At 52.0% G+C, this 20,968-nt stretch carries 24 protein-coding genes; 16 read left to right on the plus strand and 8 right to left on the minus strand.

Annotation, left to right across the window (positions count from 1 at the left end; translation table 11 throughout):
* Positions 1 to 122 precede the first annotated feature (122 nt).
* A complete protein-coding gene (locus AC0IM9_RS19875) occupies positions 123 to 917 on the minus strand; it encodes an SbmA/BacA-like family transporter (protein ID WP_482805181.1) in 795 nt (264 codons plus the stop codon).
* A gap of 404 nt (positions 918 to 1,321) precedes the next feature.
* Between AC0IM9_RS19875 and AC0IM9_RS19880 the strand changes: the two genes are divergently transcribed.
* The 11 genes from AC0IM9_RS19880 (at position 1,322) to AC0IM9_RS19930 (ending at position 9,319) form a co-directional block, all read left to right on the plus strand.
* Complete coding sequence (locus tag AC0IM9_RS19880) at positions 1,322 to 1,504, plus strand: CsbD family protein (protein WP_140914307.1); 183 nt, start codon at positions 1,322 to 1,324, stop codon at positions 1,502 to 1,504.
* Between the two features lie 41 nt (positions 1,505 to 1,545).
* Positions 1,546 to 1,824, plus strand: coding sequence for a CsbD family protein (locus tag AC0IM9_RS19885; protein ID WP_445370816.1), 279 nt, complete (start codon positions 1,546 to 1,548; stop codon positions 1,822 to 1,824).
* Positions 1,825 to 2,161: 337 nt separating this feature from the next.
* Positions 2,162 to 2,512: a four-helix bundle copper-binding protein gene (locus AC0IM9_RS19890; RefSeq protein WP_482805182.1), complete on the plus strand. Its 351-nt coding sequence runs from the start codon at positions 2,162 to 2,164 to the stop codon at positions 2,510 to 2,512.
* A 238-nt stretch (positions 2,513 to 2,750) separates the two neighbouring features.
* Positions 2,751 to 3,581, plus strand: coding sequence for an alpha/beta fold hydrolase (locus AC0IM9_RS19895; RefSeq protein ID WP_482805183.1), 831 nt, complete (start codon positions 2,751 to 2,753; stop codon positions 3,579 to 3,581).
* A 278-nt stretch (positions 3,582 to 3,859) separates the two neighbouring features.
* Positions 3,860 to 4,399, plus strand: a complete 540-nt coding sequence (locus AC0IM9_RS19900) for a hypothetical protein (RefSeq protein WP_482805184.1) — start codon at positions 3,860 to 3,862, stop codon at positions 4,397 to 4,399.
* A gap of 46 nt (positions 4,400 to 4,445) precedes the next feature.
* Positions 4,446 to 4,889 (plus strand): ferritin family protein, encoded by a 444-nt coding sequence (locus AC0IM9_RS19905; RefSeq protein WP_140914302.1) that lies wholly within the window; start codon positions 4,446 to 4,448, stop codon positions 4,887 to 4,889.
* Positions 4,890 to 4,987: 98 nt separating this feature from the next.
* A complete protein-coding gene (locus tag AC0IM9_RS19910) occupies positions 4,988 to 5,521 on the plus strand; it encodes a peroxiredoxin (RefSeq protein ID WP_445370821.1) in 534 nt (177 codons plus the stop codon).
* 18 nt (positions 5,522 to 5,539) lie between these two features.
* The gene (gorA, locus tag AC0IM9_RS19915; protein WP_482805185.1) at positions 5,540 to 6,880 is read left to right on the plus strand and encodes a glutathione-disulfide reductase; all 1,341 of its coding nucleotides are present in this window, start codon (positions 5,540 to 5,542) and stop codon (positions 6,878 to 6,880) included.
* Between the two features lie 685 nt (positions 6,881 to 7,565).
* Positions 7,566 to 7,760, plus strand: a complete 195-nt coding sequence (locus tag AC0IM9_RS19920; protein WP_140914415.1) for a hypothetical protein — start codon at positions 7,566 to 7,568, stop codon at positions 7,758 to 7,760.
* A 162-nt stretch (positions 7,761 to 7,922) separates the two neighbouring features.
* The gene (locus AC0IM9_RS19925) at positions 7,923 to 8,726 is read left to right on the plus strand and encodes a Crp/Fnr family transcriptional regulator (RefSeq protein ID WP_482805186.1); all 804 of its coding nucleotides are present in this window, start codon (positions 7,923 to 7,925) and stop codon (positions 8,724 to 8,726) included.
* A 149-nt stretch (positions 8,727 to 8,875) separates the two neighbouring features.
* Positions 8,876 to 9,319 (plus strand): DUF2383 domain-containing protein, encoded by a 444-nt coding sequence (locus AC0IM9_RS19930; protein WP_445370825.1) that lies wholly within the window; start codon positions 8,876 to 8,878, stop codon positions 9,317 to 9,319.
* A 96-nt stretch (positions 9,320 to 9,415) separates the two neighbouring features.
* Here the strand turns inward: AC0IM9_RS19930 and AC0IM9_RS19935 are convergent, their stop codons facing one another.
* A complete protein-coding gene (locus AC0IM9_RS19935) occupies positions 9,416 to 10,531 on the minus strand; it encodes a DUF1207 domain-containing protein (protein WP_482805187.1) in 1,116 nt (371 codons plus the stop codon).
* A complete protein-coding gene (locus AC0IM9_RS19940; RefSeq protein WP_482805188.1) occupies positions 10,528 to 11,136 on the minus strand; it encodes a BON domain-containing protein in 609 nt (202 codons plus the stop codon). The genes AC0IM9_RS19935 and AC0IM9_RS19940 overlap by 4 nt, the downstream gene beginning before the upstream one ends.
* A 322-nt stretch (positions 11,137 to 11,458) precedes the next feature.
* Here AC0IM9_RS19940 and AC0IM9_RS19945 point away from each other — a divergent pair, with 322 nt between their 5' ends.
* The 3 genes from AC0IM9_RS19945 (at position 11,459) to AC0IM9_RS19955 (ending at position 12,785) form a co-directional block, all read left to right on the plus strand.
* The gene (locus AC0IM9_RS19945; protein WP_260839325.1) at positions 11,459 to 11,581 is read left to right on the plus strand and encodes a hypothetical protein; all 123 of its coding nucleotides are present in this window, start codon (positions 11,459 to 11,461) and stop codon (positions 11,579 to 11,581) included.
* A gap of 65 nt (positions 11,582 to 11,646) precedes the next feature.
* Positions 11,647 to 12,150 carry a hypothetical protein gene (locus tag AC0IM9_RS19950; RefSeq protein ID WP_482805189.1) on the plus strand — a complete coding sequence of 168 codons (504 nt, stop codon included), beginning with the start codon at positions 11,647 to 11,649 and terminating at the stop codon, positions 12,148 to 12,150.
* Positions 12,151 to 12,215: 65 nt separating this feature from the next.
* The gene (locus tag AC0IM9_RS19955) at positions 12,216 to 12,785 is read left to right on the plus strand and encodes a hypothetical protein (RefSeq protein WP_140912695.1); all 570 of its coding nucleotides are present in this window, start codon (positions 12,216 to 12,218) and stop codon (positions 12,783 to 12,785) included.
* Between the two features lie 86 nt (positions 12,786 to 12,871).
* Here AC0IM9_RS19955 and AC0IM9_RS19960 read toward each other — a convergent pair whose 3' ends face one another.
* The 4 genes from AC0IM9_RS19960 to AC0IM9_RS19975 all read right to left on the minus strand — a co-directional run bounded on the left by AC0IM9_RS19960 (position 12,872) and on the right by AC0IM9_RS19975 (position 19,273).
* Positions 12,872 to 13,732, minus strand: coding sequence for a transglutaminase family protein (locus AC0IM9_RS19960; protein WP_140912704.1), 861 nt, complete (start codon positions 13,730 to 13,732; stop codon positions 12,872 to 12,874).
* 83 nt (positions 13,733 to 13,815) lie between these two features.
* Complete coding sequence (locus tag AC0IM9_RS19965; protein ID WP_482805194.1) at positions 13,816 to 14,097, minus strand: DUF1207 domain-containing protein; 282 nt, start codon at positions 14,095 to 14,097, stop codon at positions 13,816 to 13,818.
* A 366-nt stretch (positions 14,098 to 14,463) separates the two neighbouring features.
* Positions 14,464 to 16,662, minus strand: a complete 2,199-nt coding sequence (locus AC0IM9_RS19970; RefSeq protein WP_482805190.1) for a sensor domain-containing protein — start codon at positions 16,660 to 16,662, stop codon at positions 14,464 to 14,466.
* Positions 16,637 to 19,273 carry a chemotaxis protein CheB gene (locus AC0IM9_RS19975; protein WP_482805191.1) on the minus strand — a complete coding sequence of 879 codons (2,637 nt, stop codon included), beginning with the start codon at positions 19,271 to 19,273 and terminating at the stop codon, positions 16,637 to 16,639. The genes AC0IM9_RS19970 and AC0IM9_RS19975 overlap by 26 nt, the downstream gene beginning before the upstream one ends.
* A 130-nt stretch (positions 19,274 to 19,403) precedes the next feature.
* Here AC0IM9_RS19975 and AC0IM9_RS19980 point away from each other — a divergent pair, with 130 nt between their 5' ends.
* Positions 19,404 to 19,724 (plus strand): hypothetical protein, encoded by a 321-nt coding sequence (locus AC0IM9_RS19980; protein WP_445370831.1) that lies wholly within the window; start codon positions 19,404 to 19,406, stop codon positions 19,722 to 19,724.
* 137 nt (positions 19,725 to 19,861) lie between these two features.
* Here the strand turns inward: AC0IM9_RS19980 and AC0IM9_RS19985 are convergent, their stop codons facing one another.
* The gene (locus AC0IM9_RS19985) at positions 19,862 to 20,518 is read right to left on the minus strand and encodes an SIR2 family protein (RefSeq protein ID WP_482805192.1); all 657 of its coding nucleotides are present in this window, start codon (positions 20,516 to 20,518) and stop codon (positions 19,862 to 19,864) included.
* Positions 20,519 to 20,591: 73 nt separating this feature from the next.
* On the opposite strand from AC0IM9_RS19985, the gene AC0IM9_RS19990 reads away from it, so the two are divergent.
* Positions 20,592 to 20,903: a hypothetical protein gene (locus tag AC0IM9_RS19990; protein ID WP_482805193.1), complete on the plus strand. Its 312-nt coding sequence runs from the start codon at positions 20,592 to 20,594 to the stop codon at positions 20,901 to 20,903.
* The last annotated feature ends 65 nt before the right edge of the window (positions 20,904 to 20,968 follow it).

Raw genomic sequence — 20,968 nt, forward strand, 5'->3', positions numbered from 1 at the left:
CGGCATCTTGCTTAAATTCCAGACTGTATTTGGGCCGTTTGTGTTTTTGCTCGTTTGTCATGGTCACCTCTGCTGACAGTATAAAGTCTGCCTTTTGAAGTGTCCGGGTTCATTAAACCATTTCAAATATAGCGCGGTGCGGTAATCAGGATAGGCAGCGCCATGGATATTACCGCATATCCCGAACTGAACAGGATGATATGTTCCCAAGCCCGCGTTTGCAGGGCATAGATGCCGTTAATCTCTTGGAAAAGACTCAGAAAACGTCTTTTCTCACGATCTTCCCGGTTGTGAACAGAAATCGCCTGGGCATTTTCCCGCGCCTTGACCAAACCGAAGCGAAAATTCGCCTCCACCGTTTGCATCGCATTGGTGGTAAATGTCAGCGGCCGACCGGCCCACCAACCCAATACAGAGGCCAGAGCCGCGTATATCAGGGCCAACCATACCAAATGGCCGACTATGGGCAATTGCATGCCGCCAAAATCCAATAAGACGGTGCCGGACAAGGCCCAGAGGATTTGGGCGAAACTGACCAACAATAACAAGCTGTAAAACAGCGTGTAACTCAGATTGACGGCTTCATCGGTAGCGATCCGGATATCTTCCGCGATCCGGCCATCGGGATTATCGTGGCCTACCGTCGAAATCTGGGCAATTTGGTAATGGTGGCCTTTGTTCATCCATTGGCCTATCACGTATGCAGTCAGCCAGGCTCGCCAAGTGATTTGCAAATCCCGCTTGATTTTTAGATGCAGCACCGTCACCAGCATACTGGCCACAAAAATCAAAAAAAGGTCGCGAATTTGCTTCAGTAGCCCTGACATATCGCGCTGCTCTAGCGCATCGAAAAGAGCCGCACTCCATTCGGTAATCATGACGGCGATAACGATCTGCAGTACCGTCAGAATCAACAAATTTAATGTCCGCCTCCAAATCAAGGTCTGATGTTCGGAGCGCCAAAATGGCCCCGCCAGTTTCAGAAACTTAAGGAAAAATCCAGTTTGAACCGGCACGGAAATCAATACTCCACGGTGAATTGCTCTGCACGACGCTTTCGGCTGTTCTGGACATCCAGAAAAATGGACTGCGATTCCGGAAACCGCCAAGTACACGATGCGCCGGTTCAGCAGTCAAGTCTGTACGCTAGCGCACCAACCGCCGCCAAACCTAAATGCTTGCCGTAATGCCCCCATTGACCATGGGCGGAACTATGTGTGTTGACGCACCGACTGCGGCCAATATCGCGAGTATGGTTTGCTCCGAGCATCGAAAAACTCATTAACCTGCACCGCAAATATAAACACCACCGGGAGTCATCATGAACAAAGATCAAGTCACAGGCCGCGTCGAACAGACCAAAGGCAAAGTCAAAGAAGTCACCGGCAAGCTATTGGACAACGAAGAAATGGAACTTGAAGGCAGCATCCAGAAAAATGCCGGCAAAATCCAGTCCGGCTTTGGCGATATTAAAAACGATATCAAAAAAGCCACGGAAGACTGACCGCGCCGGAAAACCTTATCCAACTGCTCAAAGGCGACATCATGAAATCGATTCAGAACAAACGTCCCATTTTATCTGCCGGCATATTGAGCGTGGTTTGCTCGTTTGGCACCTTCGCCGCGGACCATGAACACAACAGCCCGATGAACCAAGATCAGGTAAAAGGCAGGGTCGAAGAAACCAAAGGCAAGGTCAAGGAAGTGACCGGCAAAATACTCGACGACAAAGGCATGGAAGTGGAAGGTAATATCCAAAAAAATCTCGGCAAAGCACAAAAGGGCTATGGCGATATCAAGCAGGATATTAAGGAAGGTAAATAAGGAAAAGCAGCTAGTTTGCCGACCGATCGCCTCCCCCCCTTGGCGTGTCCGTTCGCTGGCTAGCTGCCCCCCCGCAACTGTTCGCAGCATTTTGCGTTACTAAGGCGGCGTGGATACCAGTAGTTACTAACCGGGTCCTTGAATATCGTCGCTCCCGCGAAGGCGGGAGTCCAGTTTCTAAAATCGATTCCCGCTCGGAACCTGGGTATTTAGGGGGCCGGATTAATCAGATTCGTTGCCTATCGACACAAACATCCGGCTGCTAACCGCAACAGCCGGCGCATTTGCCATAGATATTCGGTACTTGGGCAAATTGCCCTATTCAACGGAGAACGCCATGCATCAAATAACCCAATCGGAACATGCAACGCAAGCGTGTATTGCCGCATGCAGCCTTTGCCACCAGATTTGTCTGCACACTGCGATGAACCATTGCCTGGAAACGGGCGGGAAACATGTCAAAGCCAAACATTTGCGACTGATGCTGAACTGCGCCGAGATCTGCCAGACTTTGGCAAATTTCCAGCTGACCGGATCGCATTTTTTGCATCGCCTGCACGAAGTTTGCGCAGAGATTTGCGAAGCCTGTGCGCTGGAATGCGACGAGATCGGCGATATGAAGGATTGCGTTGTGGCTTGCCAACAATGCGCCGACAGTTGCCGGCAAATGCTCAGCATTAAACATTAACCGATCTTTAACGTCGATGCGCCCTGGATATCTATTCGCAGCCGCCGTTATTTCGGCAGCAGTGTCGGCCTGCGCGATAGCCATACAACCGAATCCGCAAGTACCCGCATCCGGGTCGGACAGCCACGCCGCCCAACGATCTTTATTCGGAAAAATCGATTGCCGCATCAGTATGAATCGGGTTTTCTGCTGAGCAACCAACCAGGTCGACTCGCGCGCGAGCCAAGGAGAAAGCATCATGAACATCATTCTCACCGAAGACGGCACGAACATTTACTACAAAGACTGGGGACAGGGCCCGACCGTGGTATTTAGTCATGGCTGGCCGCTCACCGCCGATGCCTGGGAAAAGCAAATGGTCTATCTGGCCGCAAACGGCTACCGCTGCATTGCCTACGATAGACGCGGACATGGGCGTTCCAGCCAGCCGTCGATCGGCAACGACATGGACACCTATGCCGACGACTTGGCAGCGCTCATCGAAAACCTGGAGCTAAGCGACATCGCCTTGGTAGGCCACTCGACCGGCGGCGGCGAGATAACGAGATACATTGGCCGCCACGGTTGCCAGCGAGTTAAGCGAGTAGTGCTGGTAGGTTCCGTTACGCCACTGATGCTAAAAACCGACGATACCCCGGTCGGGCTACCGATCTCGGTATTTGACGACATTCGCAGCGGCGTTTCCGCGGATCGTTCGCAGTTTTATAAAAACCTCGCCTCTCCGTTCTACGGCGCCAACCGCCCCGACGCGACGATTAGCGAAGGGGTACGCGAGGCGTTCTGGTTACAGGGCATGCAAGGGGGCCTGATCAACCAGCTTGAATGCATCAAGGCTTTCTCGGAAACCGATTTTTCCGACGACCTGAAAAAATTCGAGATTCCGACCTTGGTTATCCACGGCGACGACGATCAAATCGTGCCGATAGCGGCTTCCGCGCTTGCCGCAACGACACTCATAAAGAACGCAATACTGAAAATTTACCCCGGCGGATCGCACGGCTTGACCGACACCCACAAAGACCAACTCAATAGCGATCTACTTGCGTTTCTAGAAACCTCCGCCGAGTAATGCACGGCAACGCGGCTAATCCGTTGGGTTCGCCACGAAAATACATTCACATATCACAAGCATAAAATATTCTTATACTTCGATATTTATTCATCGTGAATGTGTGGCGACGTACCGACACAAACTCGACTTAACAGTATCCTGAAACTCCGGAATAAGGTATTGAACGACAAATTATTCGATACCTTATTTATAGAAAACAATAAATCGTTAATAGCTGCAGGTCTTTTGCCAAACACCCGCCATTATTAATGAAATCGCAGTAAATATTCATCCAGATGGCAGCGTATCAAGCCGCCATTCAGATCGAAGAGACTATTATGTATAAGCCTGTTTTTTGTATCTGCCAAGACCTCGGCCAAACAATGACTATCGTAAACAATCTTAAATTAGCGGGGTTTGCAAACAATGAAATATCTTTGCTATTTTCGGACACCTTGAACCCGTCGATCTTCCCGCAAAATGCCATTGAAAGCGGCAATAGTGCTGCGAAAGATAGCGGCAACCAGGAATGGTTCAACAGAGCCGAAAGTCTGGAGATTCAGGGCCTTGGCCGCTTCATTGCCGGCGGCCCGGTTAGAGTCGAATTATGCCGCACGCCTGAAAAAGGCTGCGCGGAAGACTTAACTACCGCCCTGATTGGCGTCGGTATACCGGCGCATCACGCCGGACACTACCAAGAAAAAATCAAGGCCGGATACATTTTGGTCGCGGTCAATACCGCAAGGGTTGCGACGCGGGATGCCGCGAACGCTATTTTCCGACAAGCCAATGCCGCGGACATTTCTTCATCCGAAGAAGTATCGGCCTTTATTTGATAGGCCTTTGCCATAGCTCCCCACACCTCCACACATAGGATTTTTTATGCACAGCATTGATACGATAGACAATTTACTCATCGACGAACTGGCCGCTGCTGAGACTTACTGCCAGGTCTTAAAGCAATTGCGGGAAAACGCCTCGCTAGGCGAAACCGAATCGCTATTGCCGATTTACCAAGACCATAAAACCGCCGTATCCAGCCTACGTATGCAAATCCGCGAGTTAGGCGGTACGCCGGTGAAAGGTTCCGGAGTTTGGGGTTCTTGGGCAAAATTGATCCAAGGCGGCGCCCATGCTCTCGGTAAGCAAGCCACGCTAAAAGTACTGCAGGAAGGCGAAAAGCGCGGTCTGGCAGATTATGAACAGGCGCTGCAGGACCAGGAGCTCGGCACTCAAATTCGCAGCTTGATCGAACATAAGCTTGTGCCTGCCCAACACGCCCATATCGCCACGCTGGAGAAAATGATGAGTTCGATGGCCGCTTAGCGTTACTCGAATACAGCCTGACACCCCGTCGTTTAATCCGACAACAACGGCATTGCCAAGATCGATGCCGTTGCGACTGAATCAAGGAGTTCGTCAACATGCTTACCACTGTTCCCGATGTCATCTTCAAAACCCGCGTTCGCGACGAAAGTATTGGCGGCGAGAATCCGTTTCGCTGGCAAGATGTCAGCAGCGACGAAATTTTCAAAGGCAAATCCATCGTGATTTTCGCGCTACCCGGCGCATACACGCCCACTTGCTCGAACAAGCATCTGCCGGGCTTTGATGCCAAATACCAGGAACTGGTCTCCCATGGCATCAATGAAGTCTATTGCCTGAGCGTCAACGATGCTTTTGTGATGTACCAATGGGGCCAACATCTAAACATCGCCAACGTGAAAATGCTACCGGACGGCAACGGCGAATTTACCGCAGCGATGGGCATGCTGGTGAAAAAATACAATGTCGGTTTCGGTAACCGCTCCTGGCGGTATTCCATGCTGGTCGAAGACAAAAATATTGTGAAAATATTCAGCGAACCTGGCCAAAGCGACGATTGCCCGGACGATCCGTTTACGGTGAGCGATGTGGATACGCTGTTGGCCTATTTGCCGCAACGAAAATTTGTCTAAACCTGCCAAGGACTGTCCGTGACTGACTATGACTACGATCTATTCGTTGTGGGTGCCGGCTCCGGCGGCGTAAGGGCCGCGAATCTGGCCGCCAATCAAGGCGCGCGGGTTGCCGTCGCCGAGGTCCGCCATTTTGGCGGCACCTGCGTCAACTTGGGCTGCGTCCCGAAAAAACTATTAGTCTACGCTGCGCAATTTAAAGACGACTTTGCCGCCGCGGCCGGTTTTGGCTGGACTCTGGACAATGCCTCCTTCGATTGGCCCAGCTTGATCGCCAACAAAAATCGGGAAGTCGAGCGCTTACGAGCCGTCTACCAACACCACTTGCAACAATCCCGAGTGACCATCTTCAACGGCAAAGTGCAATTGCTCGATGCCCACACAGTCGCGGTCGCCGGCGCGCAATGCACGGCCAAACGCATTTTGCTGGCCACCGGCGGTTGGCCGTTTGTGCCCGATATTGCCGGTAAAGAATACATCGTAACCTCCAACGACATGTTCTCAGTGGACAAGTTACCGGAACGCATCGTGATTGTCGGCGGCGGCTATATTGCGGTCGAATTTGCCAGCATCCTGAATAGCTTGGGTGTGGATACCACCATTTGCCATCGCGAACCAAAACTGTTGGCAGGATTTGACGAGGATATTCGCGATTTTCTAGCGACAGCCCTGCGCAAACAAGGCATCAAAATCCTGTTTGATTGCGATGTGCAATCGATCGCAGCAGCTGGCGACGCCTATAACGTTCGCTTGCTGGACGGCAATACCATGGTTACCGATCTGGTGATGTATGCCACCGGCAGAACGCCCAATTCGCGCGGATTCGGCTTGGAACAACTTGGCGTGGCACTGGACGATAACGGCGCGATCATCGTCGATAGCCACTACCAAACCAATCTGCCGTCAATCTATGCACTGGGGGACGTCACCGACCGGGTCAACCTGACGCCGGTAGCGATAGCCGAAGGCGAAGCGCTGGTGAATAGTTTATATGCCATGCAACAGCGACCGGTGGATTACGCCAACATCCCCACGGCGGTGTTTTGCCAACCCAATATCGCCAGCGTCGGTTTAACCGAAGCTAAAGCGCGGCAACAATATACCGACATCGATATTTATAAAACCGAATTCAAGCCGCTCAAAAACACACTGTCGGGCAAGGATGAAAACACGTTGATGAAAATGGTCGTGGACCATGCCACCGGCAAGGTTATCGGTCTGCACATGGTGGGTGCCGATGCTCCGGAAATTATCCAGGGCATGGCTGTTGCCATGCGTGCCGGAGCGACTAAAGCCTTGTTCGATTCGACTATCGGCATCCACCCGACCGCCGCGGAAGAGTTTGTTACTCTGCAGTAAGTCGGGACCTAAAAAGGACCGCCCAAGCTTTACCGGGCAAAAGCCAAACCAGCCTGCGTAACGCGGCCGATCCGGGACCAATGTCGTTAAGTTAAGGATGGCAGGAGCGGGCCATGATCGCGATCAAGCGCCTTCAGTCTGGTATTCCGAGATAATTTACGCGTAAATTTAATAGTTTTCATATTAGCTCAAGGTTTAATGGTTTTATTAATCGTTTTTAAATGCCTTATTAATTCTTTTCATGCCGCATCATCAAAACAGGTATTGGCATGAAAATAATTTTATAAGGCTGGCATGATTATAACCGCCAACGATTGCTCTATTCAGTTCGGCGCACCACATAGCCATTCCTATTTCGATTTAATATCAAGATCCCAATAGCCACGGACAAAAAATATTATTTAAAAATCTTAACCATTTTATTAGGAAATATTCCGATCAGTTCACTCGAGTGCACTGGATGAAAGTCCGCACCACTCAGCTCGATTGGTGTTATCACGCATATACCTGTCAACGAAAAGTTAATAGATTACCGTTTCACCGCCAGCAGAGCTAAGCCATCGCTCTGTTCTTTTTGTACGCCAGCGTACGGATAGATTGGCCTTTTATTTGTAATGCTTTATCGAGCGCCGGAACTGGGTGTTTTAGGCTTTTGGTGCTCATTACAAATTGTTAGGGAGTCAGTGTGAATAAAGAAAAACCAGAATATCGGATTCGACGAATCGGCATCGACATCAACAGTGCCATCGGCCAGCTATCGGCCGATGACGACATGGAAGCGGAGCGGTGCACACACAAAAAGCGGGGGAAGCTGGATACTGACTCGGGTGATTTCAAGGAAAAAATCAAGAAAGGCCGCCATAGACGCCAAGACTATTAGCGGCGTTGAGCCCAGCGCGCTAAGCGCAAGGTTTATGAACGGGAATTTCCCCATTCCTTGGCAAGCCGGAGATACCGCCTGCCACAGCATCCGGCCAAGCGTTAACAGCGAATTTCGGCCTGATGACACTTCTAATTTAATCAAACAAGATGGAGACTGCTCATGACTCAATCGGATTCAGCAAGACAGAATTTGTTGCTGGCCGCAATTCCGGAAGACACATGCGCGCGCCTTTTATCCGAACTGGAATTGGTGCAGCTGAATTGCGGCGAAGTCATTCACGAGCCTGGACGAGAATTGCGTTATGCCTATTTTCCAACGACTTGCATCGTGTCCAATGTTTATGTCGATCAAGACGGCACATCCAGCGAACTGGCCATTGTCGGCAACGAGGGCTTCATCGGCCTTGGCCTGTTCACGGGCGGGCGCACCATGCCGCATCAAGCCGTGGTCAGCCGCACCGGGTATGGTTATAGGCTACGGCGACAGTTGTTTATCGAAGAATTCGGGGCGGCACAAGGTATCGGCAACGACCAATCGTTATTTCGTTTGGTACTGCGCTACATCCAGGCATTGATGACCCAAATAGCCCAAACCGCAGCCTGTAATCGCCACCATTCCATTTACCAACAGCTAACCCGCTGGTTGCTTTTAAATCTCGACCGGCAGTCTTCCAACGAGATGCGGGTAACCCACGATCACATTGCCAATATGCTCGGCGTACGTCGGGAAAGCGTTACCGACGCTGCCGGAAAACTGCAACAAAAAGGCCTGATTACATACAGCAGAGGCCATCTCGCCGTCTTGGACCGCTCCGGCCTGGAAGCGCAAGTCTGCGAGTGCTACAGCGTGATAAAGACCGAATTCGATCGGCTCATACCCTGTTTAGCGGCGGCAGCCGCAACCGCTATCGATTTGGCGCCAAGCGCTTCGAACCATCGGAGTATGCGGATAAACCGCCTCTGAAACATCTCTAGCTATGCGATCTATTCCGGTAAACGCTGTGCGGCACCGTACCGACTTTCGAGCGGCCGTATCATTAAATGTTTGCCGGCACAGTCGACCGATCGGCTCTTTGATAATCACCCCGAAACCCATCATCCGGGAGTTTTAATATGTCTCACCTTCAATCAATCGGCAGTTTGCTACAAAATGAATTATCCGCGGTAGAAACCTATCAACAGGCCTTGAAAAAGTACCGGAAACAGACTGCACAGGGCGAACTGGTGTTTTTAATGTCGTGTTACCAGGAACATAAGGCCGCGGTTTCAAGTTTGCAGAGTAAAATTCAACAACTGGGCGGCATATCCGTTCGAGATTCCGGAACCTGGGGAGCCTGGGCGAAAATAGTGATGGCCGGCGCTATTTTGTTGGGCAAACCAGCCGCGCTAAAGGCATTGCGCGAGGGAGAATTGACCGGCTTGGAAGAATATGAAAAAGCATTGCTGGATCATGGATTGCCAGCGGACATTCGTTGTTTGATCGAAACCAAGCTATTACCAGCCCAGCACAGGCATATGCGGGCTTTGGACAGCCTATTGAATGCAGTAATGGCTTAGATTATGGCCGTTTCAGATATATCGGCCGGCAAACGCTCGTATTCCGCAAACGAAGCCCACCGCTATCCGTGCGCTTCGTATGCTGATACAAACTCACTAAAAATGGTAATGCGCCCCCAGACCGACGTATTCCACCTTGTCCTTGTAAAACTGGCCGCTGGGCGTGTATCCATTGAAATATTCGATCATGAGCTGTAATTTTCGGCCCAATACTTTCGAATTATCGAACTCAACGCCGGCCCGGGCCGAGATATCGGTACTCCAGTTATTCTCCTCGTAATTCTTGATGTCCGCGGCAATGATCGGGCGCATGGCCGCAAAATCCAGCCGCCACGGGCTTCTATATTCGATGCCGTATTGGGCCGACCATTTTTTTAACGCGGCAGGCTCCCTGTGAAATAGGCCGGCACCGCCGCCGTAAATCCTGACACCGTAAGGCAGTTCATACGATAGCTTCAAATCCACACCTTCATAACTGAGATTGACCCGTTCGAATTTGGTGTCGAGCTTGCGCAGTAAAAATTCGTCGCCCAGATGCGAGCTTTGGTGATACAGCCGGCCGAACGCGGAAAATTGGCCAGCCCGGACGCTGGAATACAGAGATGCAATAAAGTCGGTATTGACCAAGTCCGACGACGAAGCGCCCAGATTGAAGTCGCTAAACACGCCGGCTTGAATGCCGGTTTCCCACTGCGCCGTGGAATGGCCGAAGTTGGCCCGATAAAACGGTATGGTTTCGCCGAAACTCACCGACGCAATATCGCGGCCGTCGAAATTATGGCTTTGGTAGTTACGGTAGGCCGCGGAAAAATGCGCCCAGCGCGGATCGGCCAGCAAAGGCTTGAATAAATGGCCTGCCGGTAGCAATCCGGTCGGCATCACCAAACTATCCACGCTGGTTACCGCCTTGCCGTCACCCGCCACCCGCGCTTGCGGCTCGGAGATTTCGGCAATTTTGACGGCATTGACTCCCGGAATCTCCGACAATGTCTTACTGGCGGCGGTACGTTCCGAATCGGACAAATTGGCCGCCGGCAAGGTAATCACACCATCCTTTACTACCAATGCCGGCAGATCGAGCTTTAAATCGTGCTTCAACGCGGCAGCGGCATACCCGGCTATATAGGCATCATCCGCCGTGCTAGCCTGCGCCAACGACGTAGCAGCCATTAGCCCCCCTGCCAAGGTTTTCAGTCGAATAGAATTCATCATTGTTTACTCGGTACGCTGGCCTTAACCAACAGTTCGTTTTGTACCGATTTCACGTGTTCTTGGCTGTTTACCAGACCTATCGCTCTGCCGACCAGTTGTTCGGAATCGACGGTACCTCGCAGGGTAACTACGCCATTCACGGTGGTCACCTCGATCGGCGCCAATTTCAGAAAATCATCGCTTAACAGCTTTGTCTTGATTTTGGCGGAGATCATGGCGTCATCGAGATAGCCTCCGGTCGCGTTCGCGGTGTCGGTAACTGAATCCTTGGCGACTGCCATTTGTTTTTCGGTTTTGCCGATGGCTTGGTCAATTTGCGTTCCGGCTTCATCCAGAGCTGCCTTGGCATTTTGCGCGGATTGATCCAGATACTCGCCGGTTGTTTCCGCCTGCTGTGCAACCGAATCCTTAGCTGCACCGAGTTGCTGACCGGCTTTATCGGCCGTTTGTTCGATCGCTTGGCCGGTGGTGTCGACCGCCTTGTCGATTTTTTGCCCGGCCTTTTCCGCCTGGCCGTCCGGTTGGCAAGCCGTAATACCTAGTGCGACGAATAAGTAGCCAAGGATCGATAATTTTTTTTGCACGTGGCGCTTGATGATCTTCATGGGGAAAGGTCCTTTATTTTGGTCTGTTTGAAATGGCTGCAATCGGCATTGCAGAAAAAATTGCAGAAATGCCGTTGGCCGTCTGCTGAAAACTCGTCCGGATTCTAAGGACAATGCCGGACGCGGTCTGTACGCTATCGAACACAAGAACACGCCCCAGTGACCGCAACGGTAGGCCCCAACCCAATGAATTAATTCGGTTTGAAGGTTGTGGTCGGGCTTCCTTATGGTGAATACGAAGCGATAGCTACCAAGGCCAGTTTATGCACTAACTCGAGCGCGGATCGTCGCTCGAAACCATCACCCAGCAGGAGTCAAGGCCATGAAGTTTCTTGCCGTTCATCCCAGTCCGTTGATGTACCCCCAGGTATTTTTACGGCGGGAACCACTCGGTTTGGAGCGGGTTGCCGATACGCCCGCCGCGGCGGTTGCCGGCTACGTCTGATCGATTTGCCGGTGGAATCGCATCAAGACTTGAACCGGCTGCGGGATGACTGACAACCCGATATCGTGGCCTTTTCATTGATTGATCAGGCGAATGTGACGGAAGTGATCGATTTGACCAAGGCCGCAAAAGACCGCTTGCAGGCCAGCTTGGTGTTTATCGGCGGCCATAGCGCCTGGTTCACCGCCGAGGAATTGCTGGAACACGTTGCGATCAACATCATCGCCGATACCGACTGGGATCGGGCGCGATTCAAAGTCATCCGGGAATGGTGCAAGGACGTACCAGGCAGTTGGCGGACAAGCAAAGCCGGTTCACACCCGCGGCAATCCGTTCAAAAGCCGTGCGCATCCGCTCCTGATCGGCGGGGTCCTGCCTTTCACGCCGCTGGGCAGATTATTTCCGCTTCGTGTCGCCACCGACCCGATTTTATGTCATTCTGGCGACGCCGGTGGCTATCTTTAATAGCGGCGGAACTGGCCAAACGGGGGTTCTATCGCTGGAATAAGCCTTTCAAAAAACCAAACCACCCTTGCCTTGGGTCGATTTCGCCTAAAAATCCCGCGTGAAAGGAAGCTCGCGTGCCGACTTGCTTAACCACGGAAACAATACTTCTTTACCACGAGGGAAAACCATGCAACTTGACCAACAAGAACTTCAGGTTAGTCCGTACAAGCGCCACTTCAGCATTGAAGAAACCGTATTTATCGTCATGATGATGCTATCGCTATTGGGCATCGTGATTACCGACTTTTCCCAGCACGATGGCTACGGCTACTGGATGTTCATGGTGTTGGTGTTTGGCGCGCTTTCGATCTTCGTTTCCTGGTTGCAAGCCAAAACCCTTGAAAACGACATCCGGGAAATCGTCAGAATTCAGGGCTTACACTGGCTGCAAACCTTACTGATCGTCGGCGCATCGTCCTTGTTAAATAAATCGGGCGATATATCGGAAATTAGCGCCAGTCTGGTGATTCTATTGATATTGTCATTGGCAACCATGCTGGACGGCATGCGGATAGGCTGGCAATTCAGTCTGCTGGGTTTCTACCTCGCCGCCTGTGCCGTGCTCGTAGCCTACGTCAATGCATTTATCTGGGCGTGCAGCGCGTTGGCTTTACTGGTGGTGGCAGGCACCCTGCTTTGGGGCTACTGGATACGCGCCGCCCGGATACTCGCTTCCAAGATCATCGCCAAACGTTAAAGCGCTATTGCATCAGCACCGTTTTCCGCTTGGGTTTTATGCGTTAACCGCGACTCGTCGAGTAAAGCAGGTGTCCAATATAGCCGCTATTCCTGTATTTCCGTGACCGAGACCGCCACTTCCATCTGCGGAAACTGCATGCGATTGGCGACAAACGAACCGGACACCGGCGGCACCGATTCCGGATGCCGACCGACGGCTACGGCAATGTGATCGTTCCCCACTACCCTACCCGTCGTCGAGTCAAAACCTTTCCATCCGGCCCCCGGTAAATAAACTTCTGACCAGGCATGGGTTGCACCCGCCATCGGCAGTAAACCGGGCGAATATTGGTAGCCGCTGACAAATCGCGCTGCCAGGCCCAAGTAGTGGCATGCCTCAATGAATAAGGTGGCAAAGTCGCGACACGAACCCGCTCTGCTCGTCAAGGTCAACAGCGGTGATTGAACCCCAGGTTGATCGCGGGGCAAATGACGAAAGTCTGAGGCTATGGCGCGGTTGATTCTGTCAAGCAAGACATAAGTTTCCAGAACCTGGCCCGGTCGCCAGATTGATCGCAACCATTCGCCCAGCTGCGGATCGGGGATAAAAATCGGGATCAGATAAGGACCAAGGTCGGTATATTCGGCGGGATCGTAAACAAAGGGATAAAACACGGCACGATCCGCTACCAGAAAATCCAGCGGCTGGTCGTCGTAATGCTGAAGGACAACCCAACTGTCGATGGATAAGCAATTGCCGGGTTCGGTAAAATTGACCAGAGCGACGGCATTGTCGTAAACGTCGCGTTGCCATTGCAGACGGTGATTCGGTTGAATCGTCAGCCGATTCGATTCGATGTGAATATCGTGGCCTTCGCGAGGCCGCAACAATAATTTGTGCGGCAAAAACGTCACGAATTCGCTGTACTGATAAGTCGTTACGTGCTTGATTTGCAACCGATGCATCACGCTCACTGACCGCAACCTCCCAATACCGACGATAACACCCGCTCGACCAGGGCACTTTACCAAAGCGCCCGGTTTCCACGCTAAAAAATGATATTGCACTCCCGAACCGACATATTCCACCGTGTCATGATAGAACCGACCAGTCGGGGGGTAACCGTTACGTATTCGACCAGAATCTGCAGTTTGCGTCCCCGTAACTTTGACTTATCGAAATCGACGCCGGCGCAGACCGATATGTCCCTACTGCGGCTGTTTTCATCGTAATGCTTGATGTCGGCGGCAATGACGGGACGCATCGGCGGGAAATCCAAACGCCAGGCACGTTTAAATTCGATACCGTATTGGGTCGACCAGTTTCTCAGCGCCGAAGGTTCTCGGTGAAATAAGCCACCACCTTATCGTTGAGAATCGTGCCGAGTTTGGCGTAACTGCATGCGACAGAGAAAAGCCTATGGTTGGGCAACCCGGCTACTTAAAAACTCGTTTTGATTTTATGGACTAGACCAAGCACGGTCTGTACGCTGGCAAACATTCGGTTGCTGCGATACACGTGGATATAGACATATCCGTAGTGTCGTTAACCATCTTGCAAACCGAGCGCTAGCAAAGTGAGGACTTTCAACGATCGATTTTTTCAGTTCAGATGTTGGCTTACCGGCCAACGCCGAATTGACTTAGACCACTTACAGGTCAAGAGCTGGGTAGTTTAAAGCCCTCTAATGCAGGATTTAAAACAACTTCTCAAGTGCCTCGGCCGTCACTGCTTTCGAAAAGAAAAAACCTTGCCCATAATCGCAACCCGCTTTTAACAGCAAGCAGCGCTGCTCCTCGGTCTCCACACCTTCGGCGATCACCTTCATGCCCAGGATGTGCGCCATCATGATAATGGCTTCGCACAGAGCCATGTCGGTGGAACCGGCAGTCAGATTGGAAACAAAAGCCCGGTCGATTTTCAAAAAATCAATGTGGTATTTTTTCAGGTAAGACAAAGACGAATAGCCGGTTCCGAAATCATCCAGCGATGTTTGCATGCCGGCGTTTTTAAACGCCGCCAGTTTTTCGGCGACGATGGTAGAGCCATCCAACAATAGCCCCTCGGTAATTTCCACCGCAATGCAACTGCCGGGTAAACCCAAACGCTGCAAATGCTCGAACCAGTCGGATAATTTGTCGCTATTGCTGTGAAACTGGGCCGGCGATTTATTGATGCTGATCTGAAATTGGTCGTAATAGTTCATGCGCCAGTTCCAAACCTGTTCCGCTACTTGATGAAACACCCAGGTGCCGATCTCATTGATCAGACCGGTTTCTTCGGCGATAGGAATGAATTCGGTGGGCTCGATCGGACCGCGGCGAGGATGTTGCCAGCGCACCAGTGCTTCGGCTTTAAGGATTTTGCCGGTAGCCAGTTCCACGATCGGTTGATAGGCGACCCAGAGTTGCTTGTCGGCCAGTGCATGGCGTAAATCGTTGGTCAGGCGCAAACGGCTCTCCGCGCTGGCTTGCATTGCCGGAGTAAAAAAGCAAAAACGGCCGCGGCCCAGTTTTTTTGCGGCATACATAGCTTGATCGGCCTTTCTCAGCAACTCATCCAATGTCTCGGCATCGTCCGGATACAAGGCAATACCAATGCTGACCGATACATAGCAACGCTCGTCCTTTAACTGGAACGGTGCCATCATCGTTTGCAGCAATGCTTGCGCCACTCTCTCGATACTGTTTAAGTCTTTCAACTCGCCCATGATCAGCGTAAATTCGTCTCCGCCCGGCCGCGCCAACGTATCGGTCTCGCGGATGCAGCTTTTCAGGCGCAGGGTGGTTTCCTCCAACAGGCGATCGCCGACATCGTGTCCCAAAGTGTCGTTAATGTCTTTGAAATGGTCCAGGTCCAGAAACATCAGAGCCATTTTTTGACGGGTACGATGCGATTTATTGATGGCCCGCTGCAAGCGGTCGAGAAACAGGCGCCGATTCGGCAATCCGGTCAGCGGGTCGATATTGGCTTGTTTGCTGATGATTTCTTCGGCGCGGCGTTGCTCGGTAATGTCGGAAGACATCGCGACCCGCCGGACCGGCTGGCCATTTTCGCCATATACCGTGCTGATCGATAAGCGTGCCAGAAATTCTTCGCCATTTTTCCGCCGGTTCCATATTTCTCCTTGCCACTGCCCATTGGTATTCAGCGAGTGCCACATGGCCTGAAAGAATGCGGACTCATGCCGGCCCGACTTCAATAGCGAGGTCGATTGGCCGATGGCTTCTTCGGCGGAATAACCGGTCAATTTAGTAAAGGCCGGGTTGATAGCCACAATGCGGTTGTCGGTATCGGCCACCATAATCGCTTCTTCTATCGCCAGATAGACAGTTGCCGCCAATTGCAGCTCTTGTTCGGCTTGTTTGCGTTCACTAATATCCACCATCGCTGCCAGACAACTCTTTCTATCCGCATCGGCAATCGCTTCGATCGATACCCAACTCGACTTGCCGCCGGAATCCAACACGATCTCGCAGCGCTCGGCACCGGGATTGCAAAATACGTTTTCCATAAAGCGGTTAAAAACCGGCCTATGCTCGCCGGCAACGATATTGGCAAAACGCCGCCCGACCAAGTTGGAACGGGCGGAGCCCAGTAAACGTTCGCCGTTGAAATTAGTCTGCTGAATACGGCTGTCGCTTCCTAGGGTAAAGTAGGCTATCGGTGCAAAATCGAATAGTTCGGCATAGCGTTCTAAAGCATGTTCGGCGATGGCTCGAGCTTCGCGCAAGGCCTCGTTTTGCATCTCCAATTCGATCTGATGCACTTGTAATTCGTGCAATAAACGGTGTTGCGGTTCGCCAGTGGCATCCGGACCGGTGTCGGCCAAACGCCGTTCCGCGGATTGGCGAAATTCCTGATTACTATCAGGCAAGTCTTTCCAGTTCTTCATGACGGCACCTTAATTCGGCTTCTAGCTTTTTTGTCTCGGAGATATCAATAAACGTAATCACCACGCCGTCTATCAAATTATCCTGTGTGCGGTAAGGCATGATCCGCACTTTAAACCAGCGTTCGTCGCCGGCTCTGACTTGTTTTTCGACGAAAATCAGCGTGCGCAGCACGCTCTGGGCATCCTGATGCAATTCGGGATAATCCAGCTCGGTGACAATGTCGGACAATGGCCGCCCAACATCGCTGGCAATCAGATTGAACAAATGGCTAATATGGCTGGTAAATCGGCGGATATTCAACGCGCTGTCCAGGAACACCGTGGCGATTTCCATGCTATTCAACAGATTGTCCATATCGTTGCTGGCCCGCGACAAGTCATCGACCTTGTCCTGCAGTTCGGCATTGACTGTTTGCAATTCCTCGTTCAGTGACTGCATTTCTTCTTTGGAGGTGGTCAATTCCTCGTTGGTGGACTGCAATTCTTCATTGGTCGATTGCAACTCTTCGTTAGCCGACTTCAGTTCTTCCTGAGACGTCTGCATTTCTTCGCGCAAGTTGTGTAAATCTTCGTGGCTTTGTTGCAACTCGGCTTCCAGCAGTTTCTGCCTGGCATTTGGCGATTTGCGCGAGGCTATGGCGGCGGGTGGCGTGGCGACATCGTGAAACACGACGAAAGCCATGCCGGATAAGGCTGCGGGCTTGGTTATAGTCTGTACCGTAAGGTTAATGATCTGACGGCCGCCATTGGTGTCGATCACGAGCTCCGGCACATGCACCGGCTCGAGTTGGCCGCGGGCTTTTTTCAACGCGCCAATCAATTCATACCGCAAACCTTCGCGGGCCATGGCGTGGATATTCCAATTGGCCTTGCCGGCCGCCGGCTCCAGATATTTGCCGGTACGGCCGTTAATGTAAAGAATGTCGCCATCGGCATTGACCAGCACCGCTGCCGGGGCAAAATGTTGTAACAAAAGTTGATCGGCCAAGGTCTGAAGATCGGGTATGGACGGGGTCTGGTTGGATTCTTCGACCATCGCCGTTACCGGAAAATATTTGGTCGGAAAATCGACATCCAACGGAAATGGATCGCCGATGCGCCTATATAAGCGAGATTTGTTGTCGATTACGCTAAACAAGTGGCTGGCGTTGCCGATGGTTTCGGCGTTACCCAGCAACATAATGCCGTGATGGGTTAGCGCGTAGTGAAACAGCAGAATCAGCTTTTTCTGCAGTTCCTGGCTGAAGTAAATCAACAGGTTGCGGCAGCAGAGCAAATCCAGCTTGGTAAACGGCGGGTCCATGATCACATTGTGAGAGGCGAAAATCACCATCTCGCGAATTTCCTTATTGATTCGATATCCTTCGCCGTCGAGGGTAAAGAATCGGCTCAAGCGTTCCGCCGAGACGTCGCCGGCAATATTGGCCGGATAGACGCCCTGCCGCGCCTTGTCGATGGCATCCTGATCCAGATCGGTAGCGAAAATTTGCAGTCTATAAGGCTGTTTGCATGGGCTTGCCGCGAATGCTTCCTTAAAGACGATGGCCAGCGAATAAGCTTCCTCACCGGTGGAACAAGCCGGCACCCAGGCCCGCAAGGGTTTGCCGGCCGGATATTCCGCCAGTAACGTCGGAATCGCACCGGTCTTAAGCGCCTCCCAGACGGCCGGGTCGCGAAAAAAATGGGTAACGCCTATCAACAGTTCCTTGAACAACAAATCCTGTTCCTGGGGAGTCTGGCGCAGATAGCGTACATACTTGGCGATGGTATCGATCTGGTGCAAGCCCATCCGCCGTTCGATCCGGCGATAAATGGTATTTTTTTTATACAGCGAGAAATCGTTGCCGGTACGTTCGCGCAATAGGATGACGATTTGGTCCAGCGCGCTTTGATTTTTTAGATCCAAACTGCATTCCGGCGCGGCAGGCAAACCTCGCGGATTGTGTTTGAGATACGCCAGAATCTTGTCCCACAGTTGCGCGGGGGGAGCAACGATATCGGCCAAACCGGCATCGATGGCGCTCCGCGGCATCGAATCGAATTGGGCCGATTCCGGCGCCTGCACTACCGCCAGTCCGGCGTTTTCCTTGATGGCGCGCAACCCCAATGTGCCGTCGGAGCCCATGCCCGACAGAATCACGCCAATCGCCCGTTCCCGCTGGTCGTCGGCCAAAGCCCGGAAAAATGAGTCGATCGGTAAACGCAAGCCTCGCGGAGCCTGCGGTTCCAGTAGATGCAGCCTCCCATGCAAAACGGATAAATCTTTGTTGGGCGGAATGACATACACCCAGTCGGCCTTGACTTTCATCCGATTGCGGGTCTGAATCACGGTTAACGGGGTAACCCGCTGCAATAATTGCGGCAGCATGCCCTGATGGTCCGGATCGAGATGTTGAATTACGACAAAGGCCACACCGCAGGCCGGTAAGACGCGGCCAAAAAACTGTTCGAGGGCCTCCAATCCGCCTGCCGATGTCCCTATCGCAATGATCGGCGGCACATTATCGGCATCGGTGCGCGTTTTGCCGCTACGAATTTCGGGTACGGGGTTCGAGGGGGCGACAACCGCCAGAGAACTGGAGCCAACATTGGCCTCGTTAGATTTAACCATTTTTCAGCGCGCTTAGATTGACTGGAAAGCAAAGAATCACATCTTTACATTTTGCCCTGCCTCAACGTCCATGTTTTTAAAGGTTTTTAGAGAGTAATCGCAATAAGTTAATTCTAAGAGATGTAATGACTTGGCTTTACCGCAGGCGAATTACCTCCCTCAATCGATTGAAAATAACACCCTCATAGGCTTAAGTCGGTTCGCTAACGCACATCTGCGTGATGTCTATCCGCCCACCAAAACATTCCATAGCAATATCATTTCTAAAGATATTCGCATTGGTCATACCAACAAAAAAGGCATTTTGCCAGGGGATTTCCAACAGGCTTTTAGTCGCTATCATCGTCTTTCCACCTCGTTATCTTTGACTCACCGACAACCCAAAAACGGCGCGGCTTCCAGCATCACAGATGAAAAAGGCCAAACGCTACACGCGACAAGCGCCCAGTAAAGCCAAACGATTGTCGCGGATAGAAGCAATGTTGCGGATGTTGAGAGATTTTAAGACGGGAGCCCTAACTCAAAGACGATGGCGGTGCGCTTGGCGGGCTGCTCGGCGCGAAGCAAGGCGTTGACGATTTGTAAGGCTTACTCCAAGCCCGCGCCGAAGGCTTGTTCCAGTAAGCGGTCGTAATGGGTGGTCATTACCGTATCGCCGCACAACTCGGTCAAGCGCCAAACCGTATCGGGAACCGTGCCGTTTTTGCCAAACACTTCCCTGATTTCGGCAACGAAAACCTCGCGACCGCGTTTGGCTTCGATCTCAGCGATGATGGTTTCGAATTCACCGGCGGCCAATAGGGCTTCGATGTGCTCGCTGGCGATATTGGCGGTTTTGCCTTGCTGACGCAGATGATCCTGCCATGTGGGAAAACGGCCGCCGACCGATAACCCGGCGCCGACGAGCGGTACCACCTCGCCCTTGGCCATTTGCAGCAACAGCTGTTCGAAATGTTCGACATTGTGCTCGAACCAGTGTTCGTCGCCAGTCAAAGGTTGCAAATAGTCGCGGCTGAGGATTTCCTGGCGGCGGTTGGTTTTGTATTGTTCGAAGGCTTGGCCGTATTGGGCTTTGTCACCGGCAAACAGCGCTTTGGCCGGTTGCGACAGGTTGTCCAAACCCAAGTCGGCACGCAAATCCAGGGCGTCGTCGCTTTCTTCCAGCCAGGCGTTGAAGTCGGCATAGTGGTCGAAAAAATGGTGCTGATCCCCGGCGCACCAGGATACCGGGCGCTTAATGGTCATTGGGTGACTCATTTTGCAGATGCAAAGCAAATTCCCTCTCCCTCTGGGAGAGGGTTAGGGTGAGGGGAATAAATTGCCATTCGATCCAGGCCTTAAAGCCAGTCATTTGTGGCTATCAGACATCATTTGCGATACCCCGGAAGAAAACCAAGCACGACTTAACGAAGCCGAGCTCGACCTCGCCGCCACCGAAAAGGCTGCGGCCATTTTACGCAAAGGGGGTAAAAACGCCTATTCGCGGGCCTGTAACGCGTTGATTCCCGAGAGCCGCGACATGTGGAGCGACTATGTCGAAGACGAGGAATATCCGGCCACGGTAGAAGTGAAATGGTTTAATGAACCCGGACACTTCAAAAGGCAGACTTTATACTGTCAGCAGAGGTGACCATGACAAACGAGCAAAAACACAAACGGCCCAAATACAGTCTGGAATTTAAGCAAGATGCCGCC

This window comes from Methylomonas sp. Uni0011 (assembly GCF_056850255.1).

Bases quoted from the DNA above. Each gene is read 5' to 3' on its own strand.
- AC0IM9_RS19955 (WP_140912695.1), top strand. From the start codon at position 12,216: ATGCAACTTGACCAACAAGAACTTCAGGTTAGTCCGTACAAGCGCCAC.
- AC0IM9_RS19880 (WP_140914307.1), top strand. From the start codon at position 1,322: ATGAACAAAGATCAAGTCACAGGCCGCGTCGAACAGACCAAAGGCAAA.
- AC0IM9_RS19905 (WP_140914302.1), top strand. From the start codon at position 4,446: ATGCACAGCATTGATACGATAGACAATTTACTCATCGACGAACTGGCC.
- AC0IM9_RS19935 (WP_482805187.1), bottom strand. From the start codon at position 10,531: ATGATGAATTCTATTCGACTGAAAACCTTGGCAGGGGGGCTAATGGCT.
- AC0IM9_RS19945 (WP_260839325.1), top strand. From the start codon at position 11,459: ATGAAGTTTCTTGCCGTTCATCCCAGTCCGTTGATGTACCCCCAGGTA.
- AC0IM9_RS19895 (WP_482805183.1), top strand. From the start codon at position 2,751: ATGAACATCATTCTCACCGAAGACGGCACGAACATTTACTACAAAGAC.
- AC0IM9_RS19890 (WP_482805182.1), top strand. From the start codon at position 2,162: ATGCATCAAATAACCCAATCGGAACATGCAACGCAAGCGTGTATTGCC.
- AC0IM9_RS19985 (WP_482805192.1), bottom strand. From the start codon at position 20,518: ATGACCATTAAGCGCCCGGTATCCTGGTGCGCCGGGGATCAGCACCAT.
- AC0IM9_RS19910 (WP_445370821.1), top strand. From the start codon at position 4,988: ATGCTTACCACTGTTCCCGATGTCATCTTCAAAACCCGCGTTCGCGAC.
- AC0IM9_RS19930 (WP_445370825.1), top strand. From the start codon at position 8,876: ATGTCTCACCTTCAATCAATCGGCAGTTTGCTACAAAATGAATTATCC.
- AC0IM9_RS19900 (WP_482805184.1), top strand. From the start codon at position 3,860: ATGGCAGCGTATCAAGCCGCCATTCAGATCGAAGAGACTATTATGTAT.
- AC0IM9_RS19960 (WP_140912704.1), bottom strand. From the start codon at position 13,732: ATGCATCGGTTGCAAATCAAGCACGTAACGACTTATCAGTACAGCGAA.
- AC0IM9_RS19925 (WP_482805186.1), top strand. From the start codon at position 7,923: ATGACTCAATCGGATTCAGCAAGACAGAATTTGTTGCTGGCCGCAATT.
- AC0IM9_RS19975 (WP_482805191.1), bottom strand. From the start codon at position 19,273: ATGGTTAAATCTAACGAGGCCAATGTTGGCTCCAGTTCTCTGGCGGTT.
- AC0IM9_RS19970 (WP_482805190.1), bottom strand. From the start codon at position 16,662: ATGAAGAACTGGAAAGACTTGCCTGATAGTAATCAGGAATTTCGCCAA.
- AC0IM9_RS19885 (WP_445370816.1), top strand. From the start codon at position 1,546: ATGAAATCGATTCAGAACAAACGTCCCATTTTATCTGCCGGCATATTG.
- AC0IM9_RS19940 (WP_482805188.1), bottom strand. From the start codon at position 11,136: ATGAAGATCATCAAGCGCCACGTGCAAAAAAAATTATCGATCCTTGGC.